The sequence below is a fragment of the Streptomyces sp. NPDC047072 genome (genome assembly GCF_040643855.1).
In the GTDB taxonomy this organism is placed as follows: domain Bacteria; phylum Actinomycetota; class Actinomycetes; order Streptomycetales; family Streptomycetaceae; genus Streptomyces.
On the sequence record NZ_JBEYVC010000035.1, the window covers coordinates 56,969 to 74,393 of the forward strand.

General features: G+C 71.4%; 15 protein-coding genes. 5 read left to right on the forward strand and 10 right to left on the reverse strand.

What is annotated here, in order from left to right:
- Nucleotides 1-17: 17 nt before the first annotated feature.
- Complete coding sequence (gene pepN / locus ABZ896_RS17795) at nucleotides 18-2,603, reverse strand: aminopeptidase N (RefSeq protein WP_360929132.1); 2,586 nt, start codon at nucleotides 2,601-2,603, stop codon at nucleotides 18-20.
- A gap of 138 nt (nucleotides 2,604-2,741) precedes the next feature.
- On the opposite strand from pepN, the gene ABZ896_RS17800 reads away from it, so the two are divergent.
- A complete protein-coding gene (locus ABZ896_RS17800) occupies nucleotides 2,742-3,410 on the forward strand; it encodes a DsbA family protein (protein ID WP_360929135.1) in 669 nt (222 codons plus the stop codon).
- 114 nt (nucleotides 3,411-3,524) lie between these two features.
- On the opposite strand, the gene ABZ896_RS17805 is transcribed toward ABZ896_RS17800, so the two are convergent.
- Nucleotides 3,525-4,943, reverse strand: a complete 1,419-nt coding sequence (locus ABZ896_RS17805; RefSeq protein WP_360929138.1) for an FGGY-family carbohydrate kinase — start codon at nucleotides 4,941-4,943, stop codon at nucleotides 3,525-3,527.
- Nucleotides 4,944-4,969: 26 nt separating this feature from the next.
- On the reverse strand, nucleotides 4,970-6,010 hold the full coding sequence (locus tag ABZ896_RS17810; protein ID WP_360929141.1) for a 2-hydroxyacid dehydrogenase: 1,041 nt from the start codon (nucleotides 6,008-6,010) through the stop codon (nucleotides 4,970-4,972).
- A gap of 98 nt (nucleotides 6,011-6,108) precedes the next feature.
- Here ABZ896_RS17810 and ABZ896_RS17815 point away from each other — a divergent pair, with 98 nt between their 5' ends.
- From ABZ896_RS17815 to ABZ896_RS17825, 3 genes are read left to right on the forward strand one after another with little or no spacing between them, the layout of a single operon-like run.
- A complete protein-coding gene (locus ABZ896_RS17815; protein ID WP_360929143.1) occupies nucleotides 6,109-7,857 on the forward strand; it encodes an FGGY family carbohydrate kinase in 1,749 nt (582 codons plus the stop codon).
- Nucleotides 7,854-8,477, forward strand: a complete 624-nt coding sequence (locus ABZ896_RS17820; protein WP_360929146.1) for a histidine phosphatase family protein — start codon at nucleotides 7,854-7,856, stop codon at nucleotides 8,475-8,477. The genes ABZ896_RS17815 and ABZ896_RS17820 overlap by 4 nt, the downstream gene beginning before the upstream one ends.
- A 12-nt stretch (nucleotides 8,478-8,489) precedes the next feature.
- Nucleotides 8,490-9,266 carry an SAM-dependent methyltransferase gene (locus tag ABZ896_RS17825; protein ID WP_360929149.1) on the forward strand — a complete coding sequence of 259 codons (777 nt, stop codon included), beginning with the start codon at nucleotides 8,490-8,492 and terminating at the stop codon, nucleotides 9,264-9,266.
- A 129-nt stretch (nucleotides 9,267-9,395) separates the two neighbouring features.
- On the opposite strand, the gene ABZ896_RS17830 is transcribed toward ABZ896_RS17825, so the two are convergent.
- The 7 genes from ABZ896_RS17830 to ABZ896_RS17860 all read right to left on the reverse strand — a co-directional run bounded on the left by ABZ896_RS17830 (nucleotide 9,396) and on the right by ABZ896_RS17860 (nucleotide 16,365).
- Nucleotides 9,396-10,043, reverse strand: coding sequence for a superoxide dismutase (locus tag ABZ896_RS17830; RefSeq protein ID WP_360929152.1), 648 nt, complete (start codon nucleotides 10,041-10,043; stop codon nucleotides 9,396-9,398).
- Between the two features lie 106 nt (nucleotides 10,044-10,149).
- On the reverse strand, nucleotides 10,150-11,046 hold the full coding sequence (locus ABZ896_RS17835) for a TauD/TfdA family dioxygenase (RefSeq protein WP_360929154.1): 897 nt from the start codon (nucleotides 11,044-11,046) through the stop codon (nucleotides 10,150-10,152).
- A gap of 13 nt (nucleotides 11,047-11,059) precedes the next feature.
- Nucleotides 11,060-12,394 (reverse strand): LLM class flavin-dependent oxidoreductase, encoded by a 1,335-nt coding sequence (locus ABZ896_RS17840; protein WP_360929157.1) that lies wholly within the window; start codon nucleotides 12,392-12,394, stop codon nucleotides 11,060-11,062.
- Nucleotides 12,395-12,435: 41 nt separating this feature from the next.
- Nucleotides 12,436-13,146 (reverse strand): ABC transporter ATP-binding protein, encoded by a 711-nt coding sequence (locus ABZ896_RS17845; protein ID WP_360929160.1) that lies wholly within the window; start codon nucleotides 13,144-13,146, stop codon nucleotides 12,436-12,438.
- Entirely contained in the window at nucleotides 13,122-13,958 is an 837-nt protein-coding gene (locus ABZ896_RS17850; protein WP_360929163.1) for an ABC transporter permease, read from the reverse strand. Before ABZ896_RS17850 ends, ABZ896_RS17845 begins: the two co-directional genes overlap by 25 nt.
- The gene (locus tag ABZ896_RS17855) at nucleotides 13,955-15,022 is read right to left on the reverse strand and encodes an ABC transporter substrate-binding protein (protein ID WP_360929178.1); all 1,068 of its coding nucleotides are present in this window, start codon (nucleotides 15,020-15,022) and stop codon (nucleotides 13,955-13,957) included. The genes ABZ896_RS17850 and ABZ896_RS17855 overlap by 4 nt, the downstream gene beginning before the upstream one ends.
- 179 nt (nucleotides 15,023-15,201) lie before the next feature.
- Entirely contained in the window at nucleotides 15,202-16,365 is a 1,164-nt protein-coding gene (locus tag ABZ896_RS17860) for an ROK family protein (RefSeq protein WP_360929166.1), read from the reverse strand.
- Nucleotides 16,366-16,790: 425 nt separating this feature from the next.
- Between ABZ896_RS17860 and ABZ896_RS17865 the strand changes: the two genes are divergently transcribed.
- On the forward strand, nucleotides 16,791-17,375 hold the full coding sequence (locus ABZ896_RS17865; protein WP_360929169.1) for a biotin transporter BioY: 585 nt from the start codon (nucleotides 16,791-16,793) through the stop codon (nucleotides 17,373-17,375).
- Nucleotides 17,376-17,425 lie beyond the last annotated feature (50 nt).

A 17,425-nucleotide genomic window follows, 5' to 3' on the forward strand; every position in this document is an offset into this window, starting at 1 on the left:
TAACGGTCACCGTGGGATCAGCCGTTGGCCAAAGCTCCCTGTGCCTCGGCCTGCTGGGCCCGCAGCGCCCGCGCCAGATCGTCGCGCCCCTCCAGCACCAGCCGCCGCAGCGCCGGCGCCGCGTCCGTGTGGGCCGCGAGCCACGCGTCGGCCGCGTCGAGCGTGTCCGGCGAGTCCTGGAGCGAGGGGAACAGCCCCGAGACGACGTTCATCGCGATCTGGATCGACCGCTCCCGCCAGATCCGCTCGATCGCCGCGAAGTACTTCTCGGTGTACGGCGCCAGCAGCTCCCGCTGGGACGGCCGGCCCCAGCCCGCCATCGTCGCCTCGGCCAGCGCGTTGGAGAGCGCGTCCGACTCCACGACCTGCGCCCAGCCCTGCGCCTTGACCGCCGCCGACGGCCGCGCGGCCAGACAGCGCACCTGGTGCCGCTTGCCGGACGCGGTGTCGTCCCGGGCGAGTTCGGCCGCGAGCGCGGCCTCGTCGGCGACGCCGTGCGCCGCGAGCGGCTCCAGGAACGCCCACCGCAGCTCCTGGTCGACCTCCAGCCCGTCGACCTTCTCGGTGCCCTCCAACAGGCCCTTCAGCAGCGCCAGTTCGTCCGCTCCGGAGGCCACCGAGGCGAAGAACCGGGCCCACGCCAGCTGGTGCTCGCCGCCCGGCTCGGCCGCCCGCAGCTCCCGCAGCGCGCCCTCGGCCACCAGCCGCCCGCCTTCCGTACGCCACGCCGCGGGCACGTAGTGGACCAGCGAGGAGCCCGCCCACGCGTGCAGCATCTGCAGCACCCCGATGTCCGACTCGCGCCCCGCGAACCGCAGCACCAGGTCCAGGAAGTCCCGCGCCGGCAGCAGCGCGTCCCGCGTCATGTTCCACAGCGCCGACCAGCACAGGGCCCGGGCGAGCGGGTCGTCGATGTCCCCGAGACCCGACTTCAGGGTCTCCAGCGAGGCCGTGTCGAAGCGCGTCTTGCAGTACGTCAGGTCGTCGTCGTTGACCAGCACCAGCGCGGGCGCCTCGGCCCCCGACAGTTCCCCTACGACGGTCCGCGGGCCGTCGACGTCCACCTCGGCGCGGGCGTAGCGCGCCAGTGTGGTGCCCTCCAGCCGGTACAGCCCCACCGCCACCCGGTGCGGCCGCAGCTCGGGGTGGGACTCGGCGGCCTCCTGTACGACCGCGAGCTCGTCCACGAGCCCCTCTGCGCTGAGCAGCACCTGCGGGGTGAGGGAGTTGACCCCGGCCGTCTGGAGCCAGGACCGCGCCCACGCCCCCATGTCCCGCCCGGAGGTCTCCTCCAGCACCGAGAGCAGGTCACCGAGGCGTGTGTTGCCGTACGCGTTCCGCTTGAAGTAGCGCCGCGCACCCTCCAGGAACGCGTCCTGGCCGACGTACGCCACGAGCTGCTTCAGTACGGAGGCGCCCTTGGCGTACGTGATGCCGTCGAAGTTGAGCTTGGCGTCCTGGAGGTCGCGGATGTCGGCGGTGATGGGGTGCGTGGAGGGCAGCTGGTCGGCGCGGTACGCCCAGGCCTTGCGGCGGTTGGCGAAGGTGATCCAGGCGTCCTTGAAGCGGGTCGCGCCGACGTTGGCGAAGGTGCCCATGAAGTCCGCGAAGGACTCCTTCAGCCACAGGTCGTCCCACCACACCATGGTGACGAGGTCGCCGAACCACATGTGCGCCATCTCGTGCAGGATGACGTTGGCCCGGCTCTCGTAGGACGCCTGCGTCACCTTGCCGCGGAAGATGAACTCCTCGCGGAAGGTCACCAGGCCCGGGTTCTCCATCGCGCCGAGGTTGTACTCGGGCACGAACGCCTGGTCGTACTTCCCGAAGGGGTACGGGTAGTCGAAGTGCTCGTGGAAGAAGTCCAGGCCCTGCTTGGTGACGAGGAACACGTCGTCGGCGTCGAAGTAGGGGGCGAGGCCCTTGCGGCACAGGGCGCCGAGGGGGATCTCCGACGTGGTGCCGTCCGGGTGGGTGCGGGTGTACGAGTCGGTGACGTAGTGGTACGGGCCCGCGGTGACACAGGTGATGTACGTCGAGATCGGCTTCGTCTCCGCGAACCGCCAGACGCCGTCGCTTTCCGCGCCCACCCCGTTGCTCCAGACCGTCCACCCCTCAGGTGCACGTACCTCGAACCGGAAGGGCGCCTTCAGATCCGGCTGCTCGAAGTTGGCGAAGACCCGGCGGGAGTCGGCCGGCTCGTACTGCGTGTAGAGGTAGACCTCGCCGTCCTCCGGGTCGACGAAGCGGTGCATGCCCTCGCCGGTGCGGGAGTAGGCGCACTGCGCGTCGACGACGAGTTCGTTGTCGGCGGCCAGGTCCTCCAGGGCGATCCGGGAGCCGTCGAAGACCGCGCCCGGGTCGAGGTCCCGGCCGTTCAGCGAGAGCGCCGTGACGCTCGGTGCGATCAGGTCCGCGAAGCTGGACGCCCCCGGCTCGTTGCACCGGAAGCGGATCGTCGTCACGGACCGGAAGGTGCGCGGACCGTCCCCGGACTGGTCGCCGACCGCCGAGCGCAGGTCGAGGGAGACCTCGTACGCGTCGACGGACAGCAGGGCGGCCCGCTCCCGGGCCTCGTCGCGGGACAGATTCTCACCGGGCACGGGCGATGCTCCCTCGGATGGTGTTCAGCATGCGGACAGGCCCGATCCTGCCATGTGCTCCTGACATCGGTCAGCCGGGAATGGGGTGGGGTGCGGCCGATGTTCTCCCTGGCAATCGAACACTTCTTGAGGAGACGCATGTCCGAGACCACCGCCGCCACAGCCGAGGGCAAGACCCCCGTCGACTTCTGGTTCGACCCGCTGTGCCCCTGGGCCTGGATGACCTCCCGCTGGGTCCTGGAGGTGGAGAAGGCCCGTGACATCGAGGTGCGCTGGCACATCATGAGCCTCGCGGTCCTCAACGAGCCGAAGGTCGACGAGCTGCCGGAGGAGTACCGCGAGCTCCTTGAGACCAAGGCCTGGCAGCCGATCCGGGTGGTCACCGCGGCCTGGCAGAAGCACGGCTCCGACATCCTCGGCCCGCTGTACACCGCGCTCGGCACCCGTATCCACAACGAGGGCCAGGGGCCGACCCGCGAGGCCGTCGAGGGCGCGCTGGCGGACGTCGGCCTGCCCGCCGACCTCATCGAGTACTTCGATCAGAAGGACTTCGAGTTCGACGCGGAGCTGCGCGCCTCCCACAAGGAGGGCATCGACAAGGTCGGCCAGGACGTCGGCACCCCGGTCATCGCGGTCCCGGGCCCCGACGGCAACCAGATCGCCTTCTTCGGCCCGGTCGTCACCCCGGCTCCCAAGGGCGAGGAGGCGGCCCGCCTCTGGGACGGCACGGTGGCGGTGGCGTCGGTACCGGGCTTCTACGAGATCAAGCGGACCAGGACCAAGGGTCCCGATTTCTCCAACCTGTAGTAGATCCCCCCAGGGGCGCGGGGCTGCATCGATTTGCGGCTCCGCCGCGTGGGCGCGACAAGCCACAACGGTGCCGCAGCCGCAAACGAACAGGCTGCGGCACCCCATGAGGCGCTACTTCTTCCGAGCCCTTTTCACCCGCCCCAAATACTCGGCATACCCCTCGTCATAAAACGCGACCCGCCCCGCATCCGGCTCCACAACAACCGTCGGTTCGGTCCAGCCCCCCACGTCAAGAGAGACCCCGTACCTCTCGGCCGCGGCCAACACCGCCCCCCGAGCCCCCACCTCCCCCTCCACAACCCTGAGCGGCCGCCCCAGAACCTCGGAGAGCAACCGCATCCACGCGGAACTCCGCGTCCCCCCACCACACACCGCGAGCGACCCGGTCAGCCCCGCCGCCTCCAGACAGTGCCGAGCCGCATACCCGATCCCCTCACAGGTCGCCCGGACCAGATCCGCCTTGGTCGTCTCCAGCGAGACCCCCGTCAGCTCGGCCCGAAGATGCGGCTCGACAAACGGCGCCCGCTCCCCGGACGGAGCGAAGTACGGCAGCACCCGCACCCCGTGCGCCCCCGGCGGAGTCTCGGAGAGCAGCCCGTCCACCTCGGCATGGGTGACCCCGGTCGTCGACAGCACCCAGTCCAGCGCGGCCGTACCGACCATCGCCGGCATCGCCCGCAACCGGTGCCCGGGCCGATCCGTGGAGATGTACAGCCCCGCGGGCTCACCCGACAGATCCAGCTCCGTCGTGGCGACCAGCGCGGCCAGACACGTCCCCACGATCAGCAGCCCGTCCCCCGGCTCGGTGACCCCCGCCCCCAGCGCACACGCGGGGAGGTCGTACGGCCCGTTCGAGAGCCGCGTCCCGACCGGCAGCCCCTCGCCGCGCGCGGCGCCCGTGGCGATCGGGTCGCCGATCGAGGGCAGCAGCCGCCGCCGGTGGGTCAACCCCAGCAACTCCACGACCCGGTTGTCATAGGAACGCGTCCGCGGATCGAGAAACGGCATCGACGCGTCCGACACATCCGTCAGAGCGAGCGACGCGCCCGTCAGCCGCTGGAACACCATGTCCTTGCAGTACACGGCACTCGCGGCGGCGTCCAGCGCCTTGGGGTCGTACCGGTCCAGCCACGCCAGCAACGGCCCCGGCGACCCGGGGAACATCGCCCCGCCGGTCCGCCGGAACACCGTCTCGAACGTGCCGTCCGCCAGCCACTGGTCGAGGAGTTCATGGGCCCGCCCGTCCATCCAGGAGACAGCTGACCGCACCGGCCGCCCCTCCTTGTCGACCAGCCACACCCCGTCGCCCTGTCCGGTCAGCCCCGCCAGCTCCACCGGCTCGTCCACCCGCGCGGTCAGCTTCCCGAGCACGTCCACGACCGCGTCGTACACCTCGGACATGTCCTGCTCGACGAACCCACCGCGCAAGGAGAGCTCCACCGGCCGCGCCTCGACGCCCAGTTGACGTCCCTCACCGTCGAAGGCGGCGGCCTTGACGACGGACGTGCCCACATCGATCCCGACGTACATGAGGAAATCCCTTCTAGGTCACGCCGTCACGTCAAGCAGTGCGCCAGCCGCTCTCCCCGCACCCAGCGGCCCACCTCCTCCGCCGCGATCCGCGCCGCCTTCTCGGCCACCGCGCGGCTCGCCCCGCCGAGGTGGGGGGTGAGGACGACCCGGTCGGTGAGGGAGTGCAGGGGGGAGTCGGGGGGCAGGGGCTCGTGCTCGTAGGTGTCGAGGGCCGCGGCCGACACCTGGCCCTCGGCGAGGGCGGTGCACAGGGCGGCCTCGTCGAGGAGCGGCCCGCGGGCCACGTTCACCACGACCGCGCCCCGGGGCAGCAGCCCCAGCTCACGGGCGCCGATCAGGCCACGGGTCTCCGCGGTGAGCCGGGCGTGCAGGGTGATCACCCGGGAGCGGCCGAGGAGTTCGTCCAGCGAGGAGACCCGCAGGCCGTGGATCTCGCCACGTACGTAGGGGTCGTACACCATGACCTGCGCGCCGAAGGCGCACAGCACGCGCGCGACCCGGCTGCCGACCGCGCCGTAGCCGACGAGCCCGACGGGCAGGTCCTCCAGCTCCAGTCCGCTGTTCTCGTACGTGTAGTAGGCGGCCCCCTCCCAACTGCCCTGTCCGGCCAGGAGATCGTGTGCCTGCGGGATGCGGCGCAGGGCGGCCAGGAGCATGCCGACGGTGAACTCCGCGGTCGCGGCCGCGTTGCGCCCGGGCGCGAAGCACACCCGGACGTCGTGGGCCTTGGCCGCGTCGAGATTCACGTTGACCGGGCCGCCCCGGCACACCACGACCAGCTTCAGCCGGTCCGCGGTGGCCAGCACCCGCTCGGTCACGGGGCCCATCTGGGTGACGAGCACCTCCGCGTCGGCCAGCGCCTCGATCATCTCGTCCTCGGCGTCGCTGGCCTCCGTCACCTCGGCGACCGGCCCGAAGGGTTCGAGGGGCCAACCGAGCGTCAACTCCGTTGTCTCTACGGCGATCCCGCCGAGCTCGGCCTCCACCGCCCCCGCGATCAGCCCCGGCAGCACGAAGTGGTCCCCGGCCGCCACGACACGCACCGGTTCGGTCCTCTGGGTCATCGTCGACCTCCGAGTCGTCGCTTCCCTGCCACTCACTGACACGATGTTGAGCCGTGTGTCGTGGGTACGCATAGCCCCCATGCAGGTGGGAGGTCGGGATGACGGACGAGAACGAGACGGTGTGGCTGGGGATCGACCTCGGTACGCAGAGCGTCCGCGCGCTGGCGGTCACCGGCGACGGCCGGGTCCTCGGCGCGGGGACGGCCGCGCTGACCGGGCGCCGGGACGGAGCACGGCACGAGCAGGAGCCGGGGGAGTGGTGGGAGGCGGTCCGCACGGCGACCGGGGCGGCGCTGCGGCCCCTGCCCGGCGCCCGGCTCGGCGGCCTCGCGATCTGCGGCACGTCCGGAACGGTCCTCTTGACGGACCTCACGGGCCGCCCCCTGACCCCGGCCCTCATGTACGACGACCGGCGAGCCCGTGCGGAGGCGGAGACGCTACGGGAGGCGGGGCTGGCGGTCCAGGACACATGGGGGTTGCCGAAGGGGCTGTGGCTGTGGCGGGAGTACGGCGGTGGGGTGGGCGCGGGCGGGGCCGGAGCGGACACGAGTGGGCCCCGCCCTGGCGCGCACGCGGGTGGGCTCGGAGCGGGCACGAGTGGGCCCCGCCCCGGTGCGGCCGCGGGTGGGCCCGGCGCGGGCGCCGATGGTGAGCACGCGTCCTCGACCGGCCCCCGCTCATCCTCCGGCCCCCGCTCCTCCTCCGGCCCCTGCTCATCCTCCGGCCCCCTCCGCTCCTCCGGCTTCCCCCGCTCCTCCGGTCTCCGCCTCGCTCACCAGCCCGACGTCATCACCGCCCTCCTCGTCGGCCACCCCGTCCCCGCCGACGCCAGTCACGCCCTGAAGAGCGGCTACGACCTGGAGCGGGGCGCGTGGCCGGAAGTCGACCTCGCCCGGGACCTCTACCGGGACCTCGGTCTGCCCGAGGTCGTGCCGCCCGGCACCCGGCTGGGTGAGGTCTGCGCGGCCGCCGCCGAGGCGACCGGCATCCCCGCCGGCACCCCCGTGATCGCCGGGATGACCGACGGCTGCGCGGCCCAGATCGCGGCCGGCGCCCTGCGCCCCGGCTCCTGGAACTCCGTCCTCGGCACCACCCTCGTCCTCAAGGGCGCCACCGCGGACCCCGTCCGGGACCCCACCGGCGTGGTCTACAACCACCGTGCCCCGGACGGCACTTGGCTTCCCGGCGGGGCCTCCAGCGTGGGCGCGGGCGCGCTGCCCGCCGTACCGGATCCCGCCGCCATGGACGCACGGGCCGCCGCTTTCGAACCGTCCGGCACCCTCACCTACCCCCTCGTCTCCCCGGGCGAGCGCTTCCCTTTCCTCGCCCCCGACGCCACCGCCCTCACCCTCGGCACCCCCGCCGACGAAGCCGACCGCTGGGCCGGCCTCCTCCAGGGCGTGGCCTTCGCCGAGCGCCTCTGCCTGGACTACCTCCACCACCTCGGCGCCCCCCTCGACGGCCCCCTCACCTTCACCGGCGGCGCCGCCCGCAGCGCGTACTGGAACCAACTGCGCACGGACATCCTCGGCCGCCCGGCCCGCATCCCGGAACAGACCGAACCGGCCCTGGGAATGGCCGCGTTGGCGGCCCATGGCGTCACGGGCGAGCCACTGCCGGACATCGCGGAACGCATGGTCCGCATCCGCACGACACTCGACCCGAACCCGAAGCGCACCGCTCTCTTCGTCGAGCAGTACGCCCGCCTGGTCGACGAACTCACCGAGCGCGGCTGGCTCCCACCTCACGTAGCGGCCCACCCGCACTCCAGCCCACCCAGGGGCGCGGGGAACTGCGCGACCAGCCACGATGGCGCCGCACCGACCGACGACAGGACCACCCCATGACCACAACCCTCCTCCTGACCCGCCACGGCCAAACCATCTGGCACGCCGAAAACCGCTACGCAGGCGTAAGCGACATCGGCCTCACAGAAAAAGGCCGCGAACAGGCAGCCGCCCTGGCCCGCTGGTCCACCACCCACCGCCCAGACGCGATCTGGACCTCCCCCCTCTCCCGCGCGATCGCCACCGCGCAACCGGCCGCCCAAGCCCTCGGCATCACCCCCCACCGCGAAAACGACCTAAGAGAGTGCGACTTCGGCGTAGTAGAGGGCCGCACCCTCGCCGAGTTCGCGGCCGAAGTCCCCGCCGCAGCCGAGGCATTCCGCGCAGACCCGGTGACGTACCCCTTCCCCGAGGCCGAGAACCCCAGAGAAGCCGCCGCCCGAGGAAGCGCGGCCCTCCGCAGAATCGCCAAGTCCCACCAAGGCGAACGCGTACTGGTCGTCGCCCACAACACCCTGCTGCGGCTGGCGCTCTGCACCCTGCTCGGAATCCCGCTCGCCGAGTACCGCAGAGTGTTCCCCCAGTTGCGCAACGCGGCGATCACCGAACTACGCCTGGACACGGAGGGATCCGCCGCACTTCTCTCACTCAATGTGCCCTGCGAGCCCGACCTGCCGTAGCACCATGGGCACATGACGGAGATCGACACCTCGGTGCCGCATTCGGCCCGGATCTGGAACTACTGGCTCGGGGGCAAGGACAACTACCCCGTGGACGAGGAGGCCGGCGACGCGTACACCGCCGTCTTCCCCGGCATCGTCACGATCGCCCGCAGCAGCCGGGCCTTCCTCGGGCGCAGCATCCGGTACCTGGTGCGGGAGGCGGGCATCCGGCAGTTCCTGGACGTCGGCACCGGGCTGCCCACGGTCGACAACACCCATGAGGTCGCCCAGAGCATCGCCCCCGAGTCGAGGATCGTCTACGTCGACAACGACCCGTTGGTCCTCGCGCACGCCCGCGCCCTGCTCACCTCCACCCCGGAGGGCGAGACGGCGTACGAGGACCTCAGTCTCTACGACTCCGGGCGCATCCTGGAGGCGGCGTCGAAGACCCTCGACCTCACCCGCCCCACGGCCCTGATCCTGAGCGGCATCCTCGGCCATGTCGCCGACTACGACGTAGCCCGCGGCGTGGTCCGCGACCTCCTGGCGGGCCTCCCCTCGGGCAGCTACCTCTCCCTCAACGAGGGCTCCCGCGGCACCGACCCGGACTACGAACAGGCCCAGGACGCCTACAACGAGACCGGCGCGGTCCCCTACTTCCTACGCCCCGTCGAACAGATCACCGCGTACTTCGACGGCCTGGAACTCGTGGACCCGGGCGTGGTCTCGGTCCCCCTGTGGCACCCCGAGGGCGACACACCCCCGGCCCCGATCGGCCAGCACGGCGGCCTGGGCCGCAAGCCGTAGCCTGTCCGGCCCTCGCGACACCGGAGAGCCCCCGCGAGTCACGTCCTCGCGGGGGCTCCCGTCCCTCCGCCCGCCCACGCGAAGGCTGAGAAGACGATCACGAGGCGGGACGCTCTTTTCCTACGACGCTCAGGGGGCCAGCAGCAGCACGTCCGCGCGGGACTTGGCGGCCTCGTAACGCCGGGCCACGTCCTGCCAGTCGACGACGGCCCACATGGCGTCGATGAAGTCGACCTTCTGGTTGCGGTACTGGAGATAGAAGGCGTGCTCCCAGGCGTCGAAGACCAGGATCGGCACGGACCCCTGGCCGACGTTGCCCTGATGGTCGTAGACCTGCTCGACGACCAGCCGCCCACTGAGCGGCTCGTAGGCGAGCACACCCCAGCCGGAGCCCTGTGTGGTCGCGGCGGCCTTGGTGAGCTGCGCCTTGAACCCGGCGAACGACCCGAAGTCCTCGACGATCGCGTCCGAGAGCTCCCCGACCCCGTCGACGGAGAGCGGCTCCCCGCCGCCGTCCTTCGGGCCGGTCATGTTCCGCCAGTAGATGCTGTGCAGGATGTGGCCGGACAGGTGGAAGGCGAGGTTCTTCTCCAGCCCGTTGACCGCCCCCCACGCCCCCTTGTCCCGCGCCTCCGCCAGCTGCTCCAAGGTGTCGTTCGCGCCCTTCACATAGGCCGCGTGGTGCTTGTCGTGGTGCAGCTCGATGATCTCGGGACTGATCACGGGCGCGAGCGCGGAGTAGTCGTACGGCAGCTCGGGCAACGTGTAGACGGACATGGGCAGGCCCCTCCGAACCTCTTATTGCAACCAACTTGCAACTGCAGGCTAGCAACAAAAAGACCCCCGCGGGTGGACCGGGGGATCTTTCTGGTGGCGGTCGCGGTTATGCCGCCACGGCCGTGTAGTGCGAGGCGTCGCCCTGGATGGAGTAGCTCTCCTTGCCCTCGGTGCCCACCGGGACGTCGCCGGCGACCGTCACGCGGTGCAGGCGGCGCGGGAGGCCGTCGTAGTTGTCGACCGCGTAGTGCTGGGTGATGCGGTTGTCGAAGAGCACGAGCTGGTTCTCCGACCAGCGGTGGCGCAGCAGGTTCTCCGGCCGGGTGACGTACGACTGGAACAGGTCCAGCAGCTTGCGGGACTCGGCAACCGACAGCCCGACGATCCGCTGCGCGAACCCGCCGATGAACAGCCCGCGTTCACCGGTGAGCGGGTGGACGCGGACGACCGGGTGCGCCGTGCGGTACGTGATGGAGGTGAACTGGGCGCGGGCGGCCGCGTGTTCGTCGTTCAGCGCCTCCTCGGGCACCGCGTAGTCGTAGTCGTTGGTGTGCTCGGCCCACAGGTCGTCGGCCAGCCGCCGCAGCGGCTCCGGCAGATCCCGGTACGCGGCCGCCGAGTTGGCGATCAGCGTCTCGCCGCCGTACGGCGGGATCGTGAGGCTGCGCAGGGTGCTGGCCTGGGGCGGGTTGAGGACGAACGTGACGTCGGTGTGCCAGTGGTTGGCCGCACGGCCGCGCTCGCTGTCGACGGGCAGGACGTTCGGGACGCCGTCGATCGAGGGGACCGTCGGGTGGGCGGTGGTCAGCTCGCCGAAGTGCCGGGCGAACGCCTGCTGGCCCGCGTCGTCGAGGTCCACCTCGCTGAAGACGAGCGCCTTGTGGACGCCCAGGGCTTCTCGGAGCGCGGTGACGGTCTCCTCGTCGAGGGGCTTGGAGAGGTCGACGCCGGAGACGTGGGCGCCGATGCGGGCGGTGACCTTGCGGATCTCGATACCGGACATTTGAGGGTCCTTTCTAGGCGTAAACGGGCTGGACGTACTGGTTGGCGGGGCGGGGGAGGCCGTAGCGCTCCCGCAGGGTCTGGCGCGGGCCGTACTCCGCGCGCAGCAGACCGCGGGCGCGCAGGATCGGCACGACGTGGTCGACGAAGGCGTCGAGGCCGGAGGGCAGGACGGCGGGCATGATGTTGAAGCCGTCGGCGGCGCCCTGGGTGAACCAGGTCTCGATCGCGTCGGCGACCTGCTCGGGCGTACCGGCGAAGGTGAGGTGCCCGCGTCCGCCGCCGAGCCGCCCGATCAGCTGCCGGACGGTGAGACGGTCGCGCCGGGCGAGGTCGACGACGAGCGTGTAGCGGCTCTTGGCGCCCTCGACGGCCGACTCGGGCGGCAGGTCGGAGGGAAGCTGTCTGTCCAACTCCAGTGTGCCTGCGGGAAGTTGCAGAAGCCGCTCCAACCCGGCCACGCCGTGCCGGTGCACGATGTGGTCCTCCAGCTCCTGTTCCTTCGCGAGCGCCTCGGCCTCGGTGGCGCCGATGACGGGGACGATGCCGGGCAGCACCTTGATGTGGTCGGTGTCCCGACCAGCCGCCGCGGTACGGGACTTGAGGTCGGCGTAGAAGGCCCGCGCGTCCTCGATGGTCTGCTGTGCGGTGAACACCGCCTCGGCGTACCGGGACGCGAACTCCTTGCCGTCCTCGCTGGAGCCGGCCTGCACGAGCAGGGGGTAACCCTGCGGTGAGCGCGGGACGTTGAGGGCGCCCTCGACGCTGAAGTACGTGCCCCGGTGCCGGGGCGGGTGGATCTTCGCGTCGTCGCCCCAGACGCCGGCCGCCTTGTCGGCGACGATCGCGTCGTCCTCCCAGCTGTCCCAGAGCTTGAGCGCGACGTCGAGGAACTCGGCGGCCCGGGCGTACCGTTCGGCGTGCGCGGGCTCCGCGTCCAGGCCGAAGTTCCGGGCGGCTTCCGCGCCGGCGGTGGTGACGATGTTCCAGCCCGCCCGGCCGCCGCTGATGATGTCCAGCGAGGCGAACTTCCGGGCCAGGTTGTAGGGGGAGTTGTAGGACGTGGACGCGGTCGCGATCAGCCCGATGTGCTCGGTCGCGGTGGCCAGCGCCGTCAGCAGCGTGAGCGGCTCCAGCGCCCCGGCCGGCCGCTGGGCGAGGTTGCTCCACAACTGCGGCCCGTCGGCGAGGAAGAGCGAGTCGAAGGTGCCGCGCTCCGCGGTCCGCGCGAGCCGGACGTAGTGCGCCAGCTCGACATGGGCGAGCGGATCACTCTCGGGCAACCGCCAGGAGGCTTCGTGGTGCCCGGTGTTCATGAGGAAGGCGTTGAGATGGAGGTGGCGGGTCATGAGGGTTCCTTTGCTTACGAGTTCTTGTCCTTGAGCTCTGGTCACCGCGTGTCCTCGGTGACCCCCAACGCCGCCAGCAGCCGCGCCCGGTACTCGTCCCGTGGCCGGTCCCGGTCGATCAGCAGGTCCACTCCGATCCGCCCGGCCTCCAGCACCAGCACCCGGTCGGCCAGCGCGATCGCCTCGTCCACGTCATGCGTCACCAGCAGCACCGACGGCTGATGCCGCTTCCACAACTCCCGCAACAGCGCGTGCATCTTGATCCGCGTCAGGGCATCCAGCGCCCCGAACGGCTCGTCGGCCAGCAGGAGTTCGGGCTCGCGCACCAACGACCGCGCCAGCGCGGCCCGTTGCTGCTCGCCGCCGGACAGCTCGCTCGGCCACGCCCTCTCCCGCCCTTTCAGGCCCACCTCGGCGAGCGCCTCCCGCCCCTTCGCCTCGCCGTCCGTCCCCAGCAGTACGTTGTCCAGCACCCGCCGCCACGGCAGCAGCCGCGAGTCCTGGAAGACCACGGACACCCTCGACGGAGCCGAGAGCTGCCCGCTCCCCACCACCTCGTGGTCCAGCCCCGCGACCGCCCGCAGCAGCGTGCTCTTGCCGGAGCCGCTGTGCCCGAGCAGGGCCACGAACTGCCCGGCGGGGATGTCGAGATCGATGCCGTCGAGGACGGTCCGCCCGTCGAACGACCGGGTGAGTCCCCGGAGTTGTACGGCGACGGCCGGCCGGGTCAGCTGCTCAGTGTGCGGCGCCATGACAGCACCCTCCGTTCGACGAGACGGACCGCGCTGTCGGAGACCAGGCCGAAGACCCCGTAGACCACGAGCCCGACGAGGATGACGTCGCTCTGGCCGTAGTTCTGGGCCTGGAACATCAGGTAGCCGAGCCCGTTGGTGGCGTTGATCTGCTCCAGGACGACCAGACCGAGCCAGGAGCCGGTCACACCGAGCCGGAGTCCCACGAAGAATCCGGGCAGCGCGCCGGGGATGACGATCTGCCGGACGAACGCGACCCTCGACAGGCCCTGCACCTCGGCGAGTTCGACGTACCGGTGGTCGATACCGGCCAGCGCGGCATGTGTGTTGAGGTAGATCGGGATGTAGACGACGATGGCGATGATCGCGACCTTGAACGCCTCGCCGATGCCCAGCCAGAGGATGAACAGCGGGATCAGCCCGAGGGTCGGGATCGCCCGGTTGAGGTTCACCGTCCCGTCGATCAGCGCCTCGCCGGCCCGGCTGAGCCCGGCGGCCAGCGCGAGCACGACCCCTGCGACCAGCCCGATCGCGAACCCGTACCCGGCCCGTTCGAGCGAGGTCAGGATGTCGGTGGGCAGCGTCCCGTCGGTCCACAGACGGACGCCGGTCCTCACCACCGTCCAGGGGGCGGGGATCGCGGCCGGGTCCAACTGCCCGGCGGCGGACGCGGCCGCCCACAGGGCCAGCAGGAGCAGCGGCCCGACCAGCCGGGCGGCGGGCAGCCGTTTGCCGGGGGAGAGCCGGCGGCGCCTGCGGACCGGCTCGGTCACCTCGGGGACCGTGAGGGTCGCGGTCGTCACGGCGCTCACCTCCGGTACTCCGCCGGGACGGACTTCGCGGCGATGCCCTCGAAGCGGTGGTCGAAGAGCGAGGAGACGTCGAACTTCTTCACGAAGCCGCCCTCCGCGAGCAGATCCGCGGTCTCCTGCTCCCACTGGATCGCCTCGTCCCAACTCGGCGGGAACAGCGGCTTGTTGGTGAGCGCGGTGATGCCCTTCGCCTGGGCGGGGGTCAGGTTCTGCGTCTTGACGTAGAACTCCTCGTTCCAGACGTCCGGGTTCTCGTACGACCACACCAGGCCCCTGGCCCAGAACGGGATGTAGGCGGCGACCGCGGCGGCCTTCGCGGGGTCGTTCAGCACCGGCGTCGGCGCCCACAGCAGGCTGAGCAGGTCGACCACGTCCGTGTCGATGGTGTGGGCGCCCTTGGCCTCGTACTGCTGGAGGTAGGCGGGCACCTGGCTGTTGGCGAGCGGGGCGATGTCCACCTGGCCGGACTGCAGGGCCGTGAGGAACTGGTTGCTGGTCAGCGGGACGAGATCGACGTCGTCGTAGGCGAGGCCCGCCTCCTTCAACGCCCGCAGCAGCACGACTCCTTGGGCCTGGCCCTGGGAGAAGGCGAGTTTCCGCCCCTTGAATTCGGCGACGGTACGGATGTCGCTGCCGGGCTTGGTGGCGAACAGGTAGTTCGGCTTGCGGGTGATGTTGATCGCGACGATCTTCGCGTCGAGCCCCTGGTAATGCGCCTGGATCGGCGGAATACCCGCGTTGTTGGCGAGATCCAGGGAGCCCGCGCGGAAGGCGTTGATGACATCGGGACCGGCCGCGATATTCACCCAGCTCGACACCTTGAACGGCAGCGCACCCAACCTGCCGAGTTTCAACTGGAGTTGTTGGGTCCCCAGATAGGAGGTGATCTTCAGACTCGTACCGGCCGGGACCTTCTCGGCGAGCGGGGCGGTCGAGGCACCCACGCTGTCGGCGGCGGCGCTGCTTCCGGCGCAGCCGCTGAGCCCGGCGACCCCGGCCGCGGTGCCGAGGACGGAGGAGAGGAACAGCCGCCGGTCGATTCCGGACGTGCGGGAACGGGGCATGCGGGAATAAGGCATGGGAGAACTCCCTGAATCAGTGCAGCGGAAATGAGCGGGTCACACGGGGCAACGTGTCAGCAACAAAGGGCGCGACACTGCAGGCGAGGGCTCATGAACAGGATGTTCGGGGTCATGCGGAATCCCTGTCAACATTCGGAGTTTCTGAATTAAATAGCCTCAGGTCACACGGCCAGCGGATCGCGGTAGAGCACGTCGAGCGCGACCGCGCCGCCCGCCACGGCGAGGACCGAATCCGGGAAACTCGTCGACATGACCGAGGCCGCCCGCGCGTCCCCGACCCCGGCGCGCAGCGCGGCGAGGCAGTCCTGCCGGTGGATCACCCCGATCTCGGTCACCACCACCGTCTCCGGGTTCAGCACGTCCAGCAGCAGCCGCGCCGCCCGTCCCACCGCGCCCGCCCGCCGCACCAGCAGCCGTACGGCCTCCGGGTCGCCGGCGTCCGCCGCGGCGAGCACGTGCATGGGGTTGTCGCCGTCGACGACGCCCGCCTCCCGCGCCCGCCGGCACAGCGTCCGCTCGCTCAACTCGGCCTGCAGGCAGCCGATCCGCCCGCAGTCGCAGGGCTCCGTACCGCCCGGCACCGGCAGATGCGCGATGGCGCCGGCCTGCGAACGCGGCCCGTGGTGCACCTCGTCGTGGGTGGCGAAGGCCGCGTCGACGACGTTGCCGACGAACAGATGCAGCAGGCTCCGGCTGCCGCGCGCCCGCCCGAACAGCCGCTCCGCGTCGACCAACGCCCGTGCGTGGCCGTCGACATGGACGGGCAGGCCGGTGTGCCGGGCGAGCGTGTCGCGTACGGCCACCTCGCGCCAGCCGAGCAGCGGATGCTCGACGACGGTCCCGGACTCCCGGTCCACCCAGCCGCCGACGGCCACGCCGACCCCCAACGGGCGGCAGCCGCGGGCCCCTTCGAGCAACGCCCGCAGCCCTTCGGCGGCCCGCGCCAACACCGTTGCGGGATCGGTGCGTTGGTGCTTCAGCTCACGCCGGGCCAGCACCCGGCCGCGCAGATCGAGCAGCGCGACGGTGGTGTACGGCACCGCGACATGCACCGCGCCGACCACGAACCGCGAGTCGTCCAGGTCGATCGGGACGTGCGGGCGCCCCACGCCGTTCGACCGCCGGGGCTCCAACGACTCCCGTATCAGGCCGAGTTCGGTGAACCGGGCGCAGTAGTCCGTGACGGATGCCGGCGACAGTCCGGTCAGCCGGGCGATGGTGCTGCGCGCCACCGGCCCGTGCTCCAGCACGGACCGCAGGACGACGCTGGCGCTCGTCCGGCGCCGCAGGGAAGAAGGGACAGGGGGTGCCTCGGTGGGCGGCATGGCGATCATCCTCGGGTACGGGTCCGACACTGCGCCGTCTCTTCGGGAGGCGCGCCGGAGCCCGCCTCACCCGCGGTGGCGACAGGCGGCCGTGCCCACGCGTCGCAGATCGACGTGGCGACGCGACGAGAAGTACCGGGACTGGGCGACCATGGTTCGAAGGGTAGGGCAGGAGACCGGAATCCCACCAGACCACTAGGGTTCGTTTGGTGGATCCCTACAGCGCCCCGTAGGGGACGTTCGTGTGCCCGGCCACCCCACCTCAGTGACGGGCGTCACGCCGTACCGCGTGTAACCCGCATCCTTTGTCCGGACCTCACCAAGCCGCCGTCGCCCCCTTTGTCGGGCGCTGACGGTGATCGGCGTGCGGGCGCTGGGATAGCGTCGCCGGTGTCCCTTGCCGCTCCCACCCCCGCGGAGTCCCCATGAGCACCGCCGTCGTCCCCGCCCGCACCGGCCAGGTCCTCGCCGACCTGATCCCCGCCTCCCGCGTCCGGGACGTCGCCCTCGTGCTCGGCGGCGCCGCGCTCACCGGTCTCGCCGCGCAGATCGCGGTGCCCGTGCCCGGCTCCCCGGTGCCGGTGACCGGCCAGACCTTCGCCGCGCTGCTGGTCGGCACGGCGCTCGGCGCCCGCCGCGGCGTCGCCTCCCTCGCGGTCTACGCGGTGGCGGGCCTCGCCGGGCTCCCGTGGTTCGCGCAGGGCACCTCCGGGTTCTCCGTCTCCTTCGGCTACATCCTCGGCATGATCCTGGCCTCCGCCGCCGTCGGCGCCCTGGCCCGCCGCGGCGCCGACCGGAACGTATGGCGGACGGCCGGCACCATGCTGGTCGGCGAGGCGATCATCTACGCGGTCGGCGTGCCCTACCTCGCCTACGCCGCCGGCCTCTCCGCCTCCGCCGCGATCGCGGCCGGCCTCACGCCGTTCCTGCTCGGCGACGCCCTCAAGGCGGCCCTGGCGATGGGCGTGCTGCCCACGGCCTGGAGGAGCTGCTCCGCCGATGAGTGGTAGTAGTCTCCGTCGCATTCCACGGCCAGTCGCCCGCGCGCGCCCACCACTAC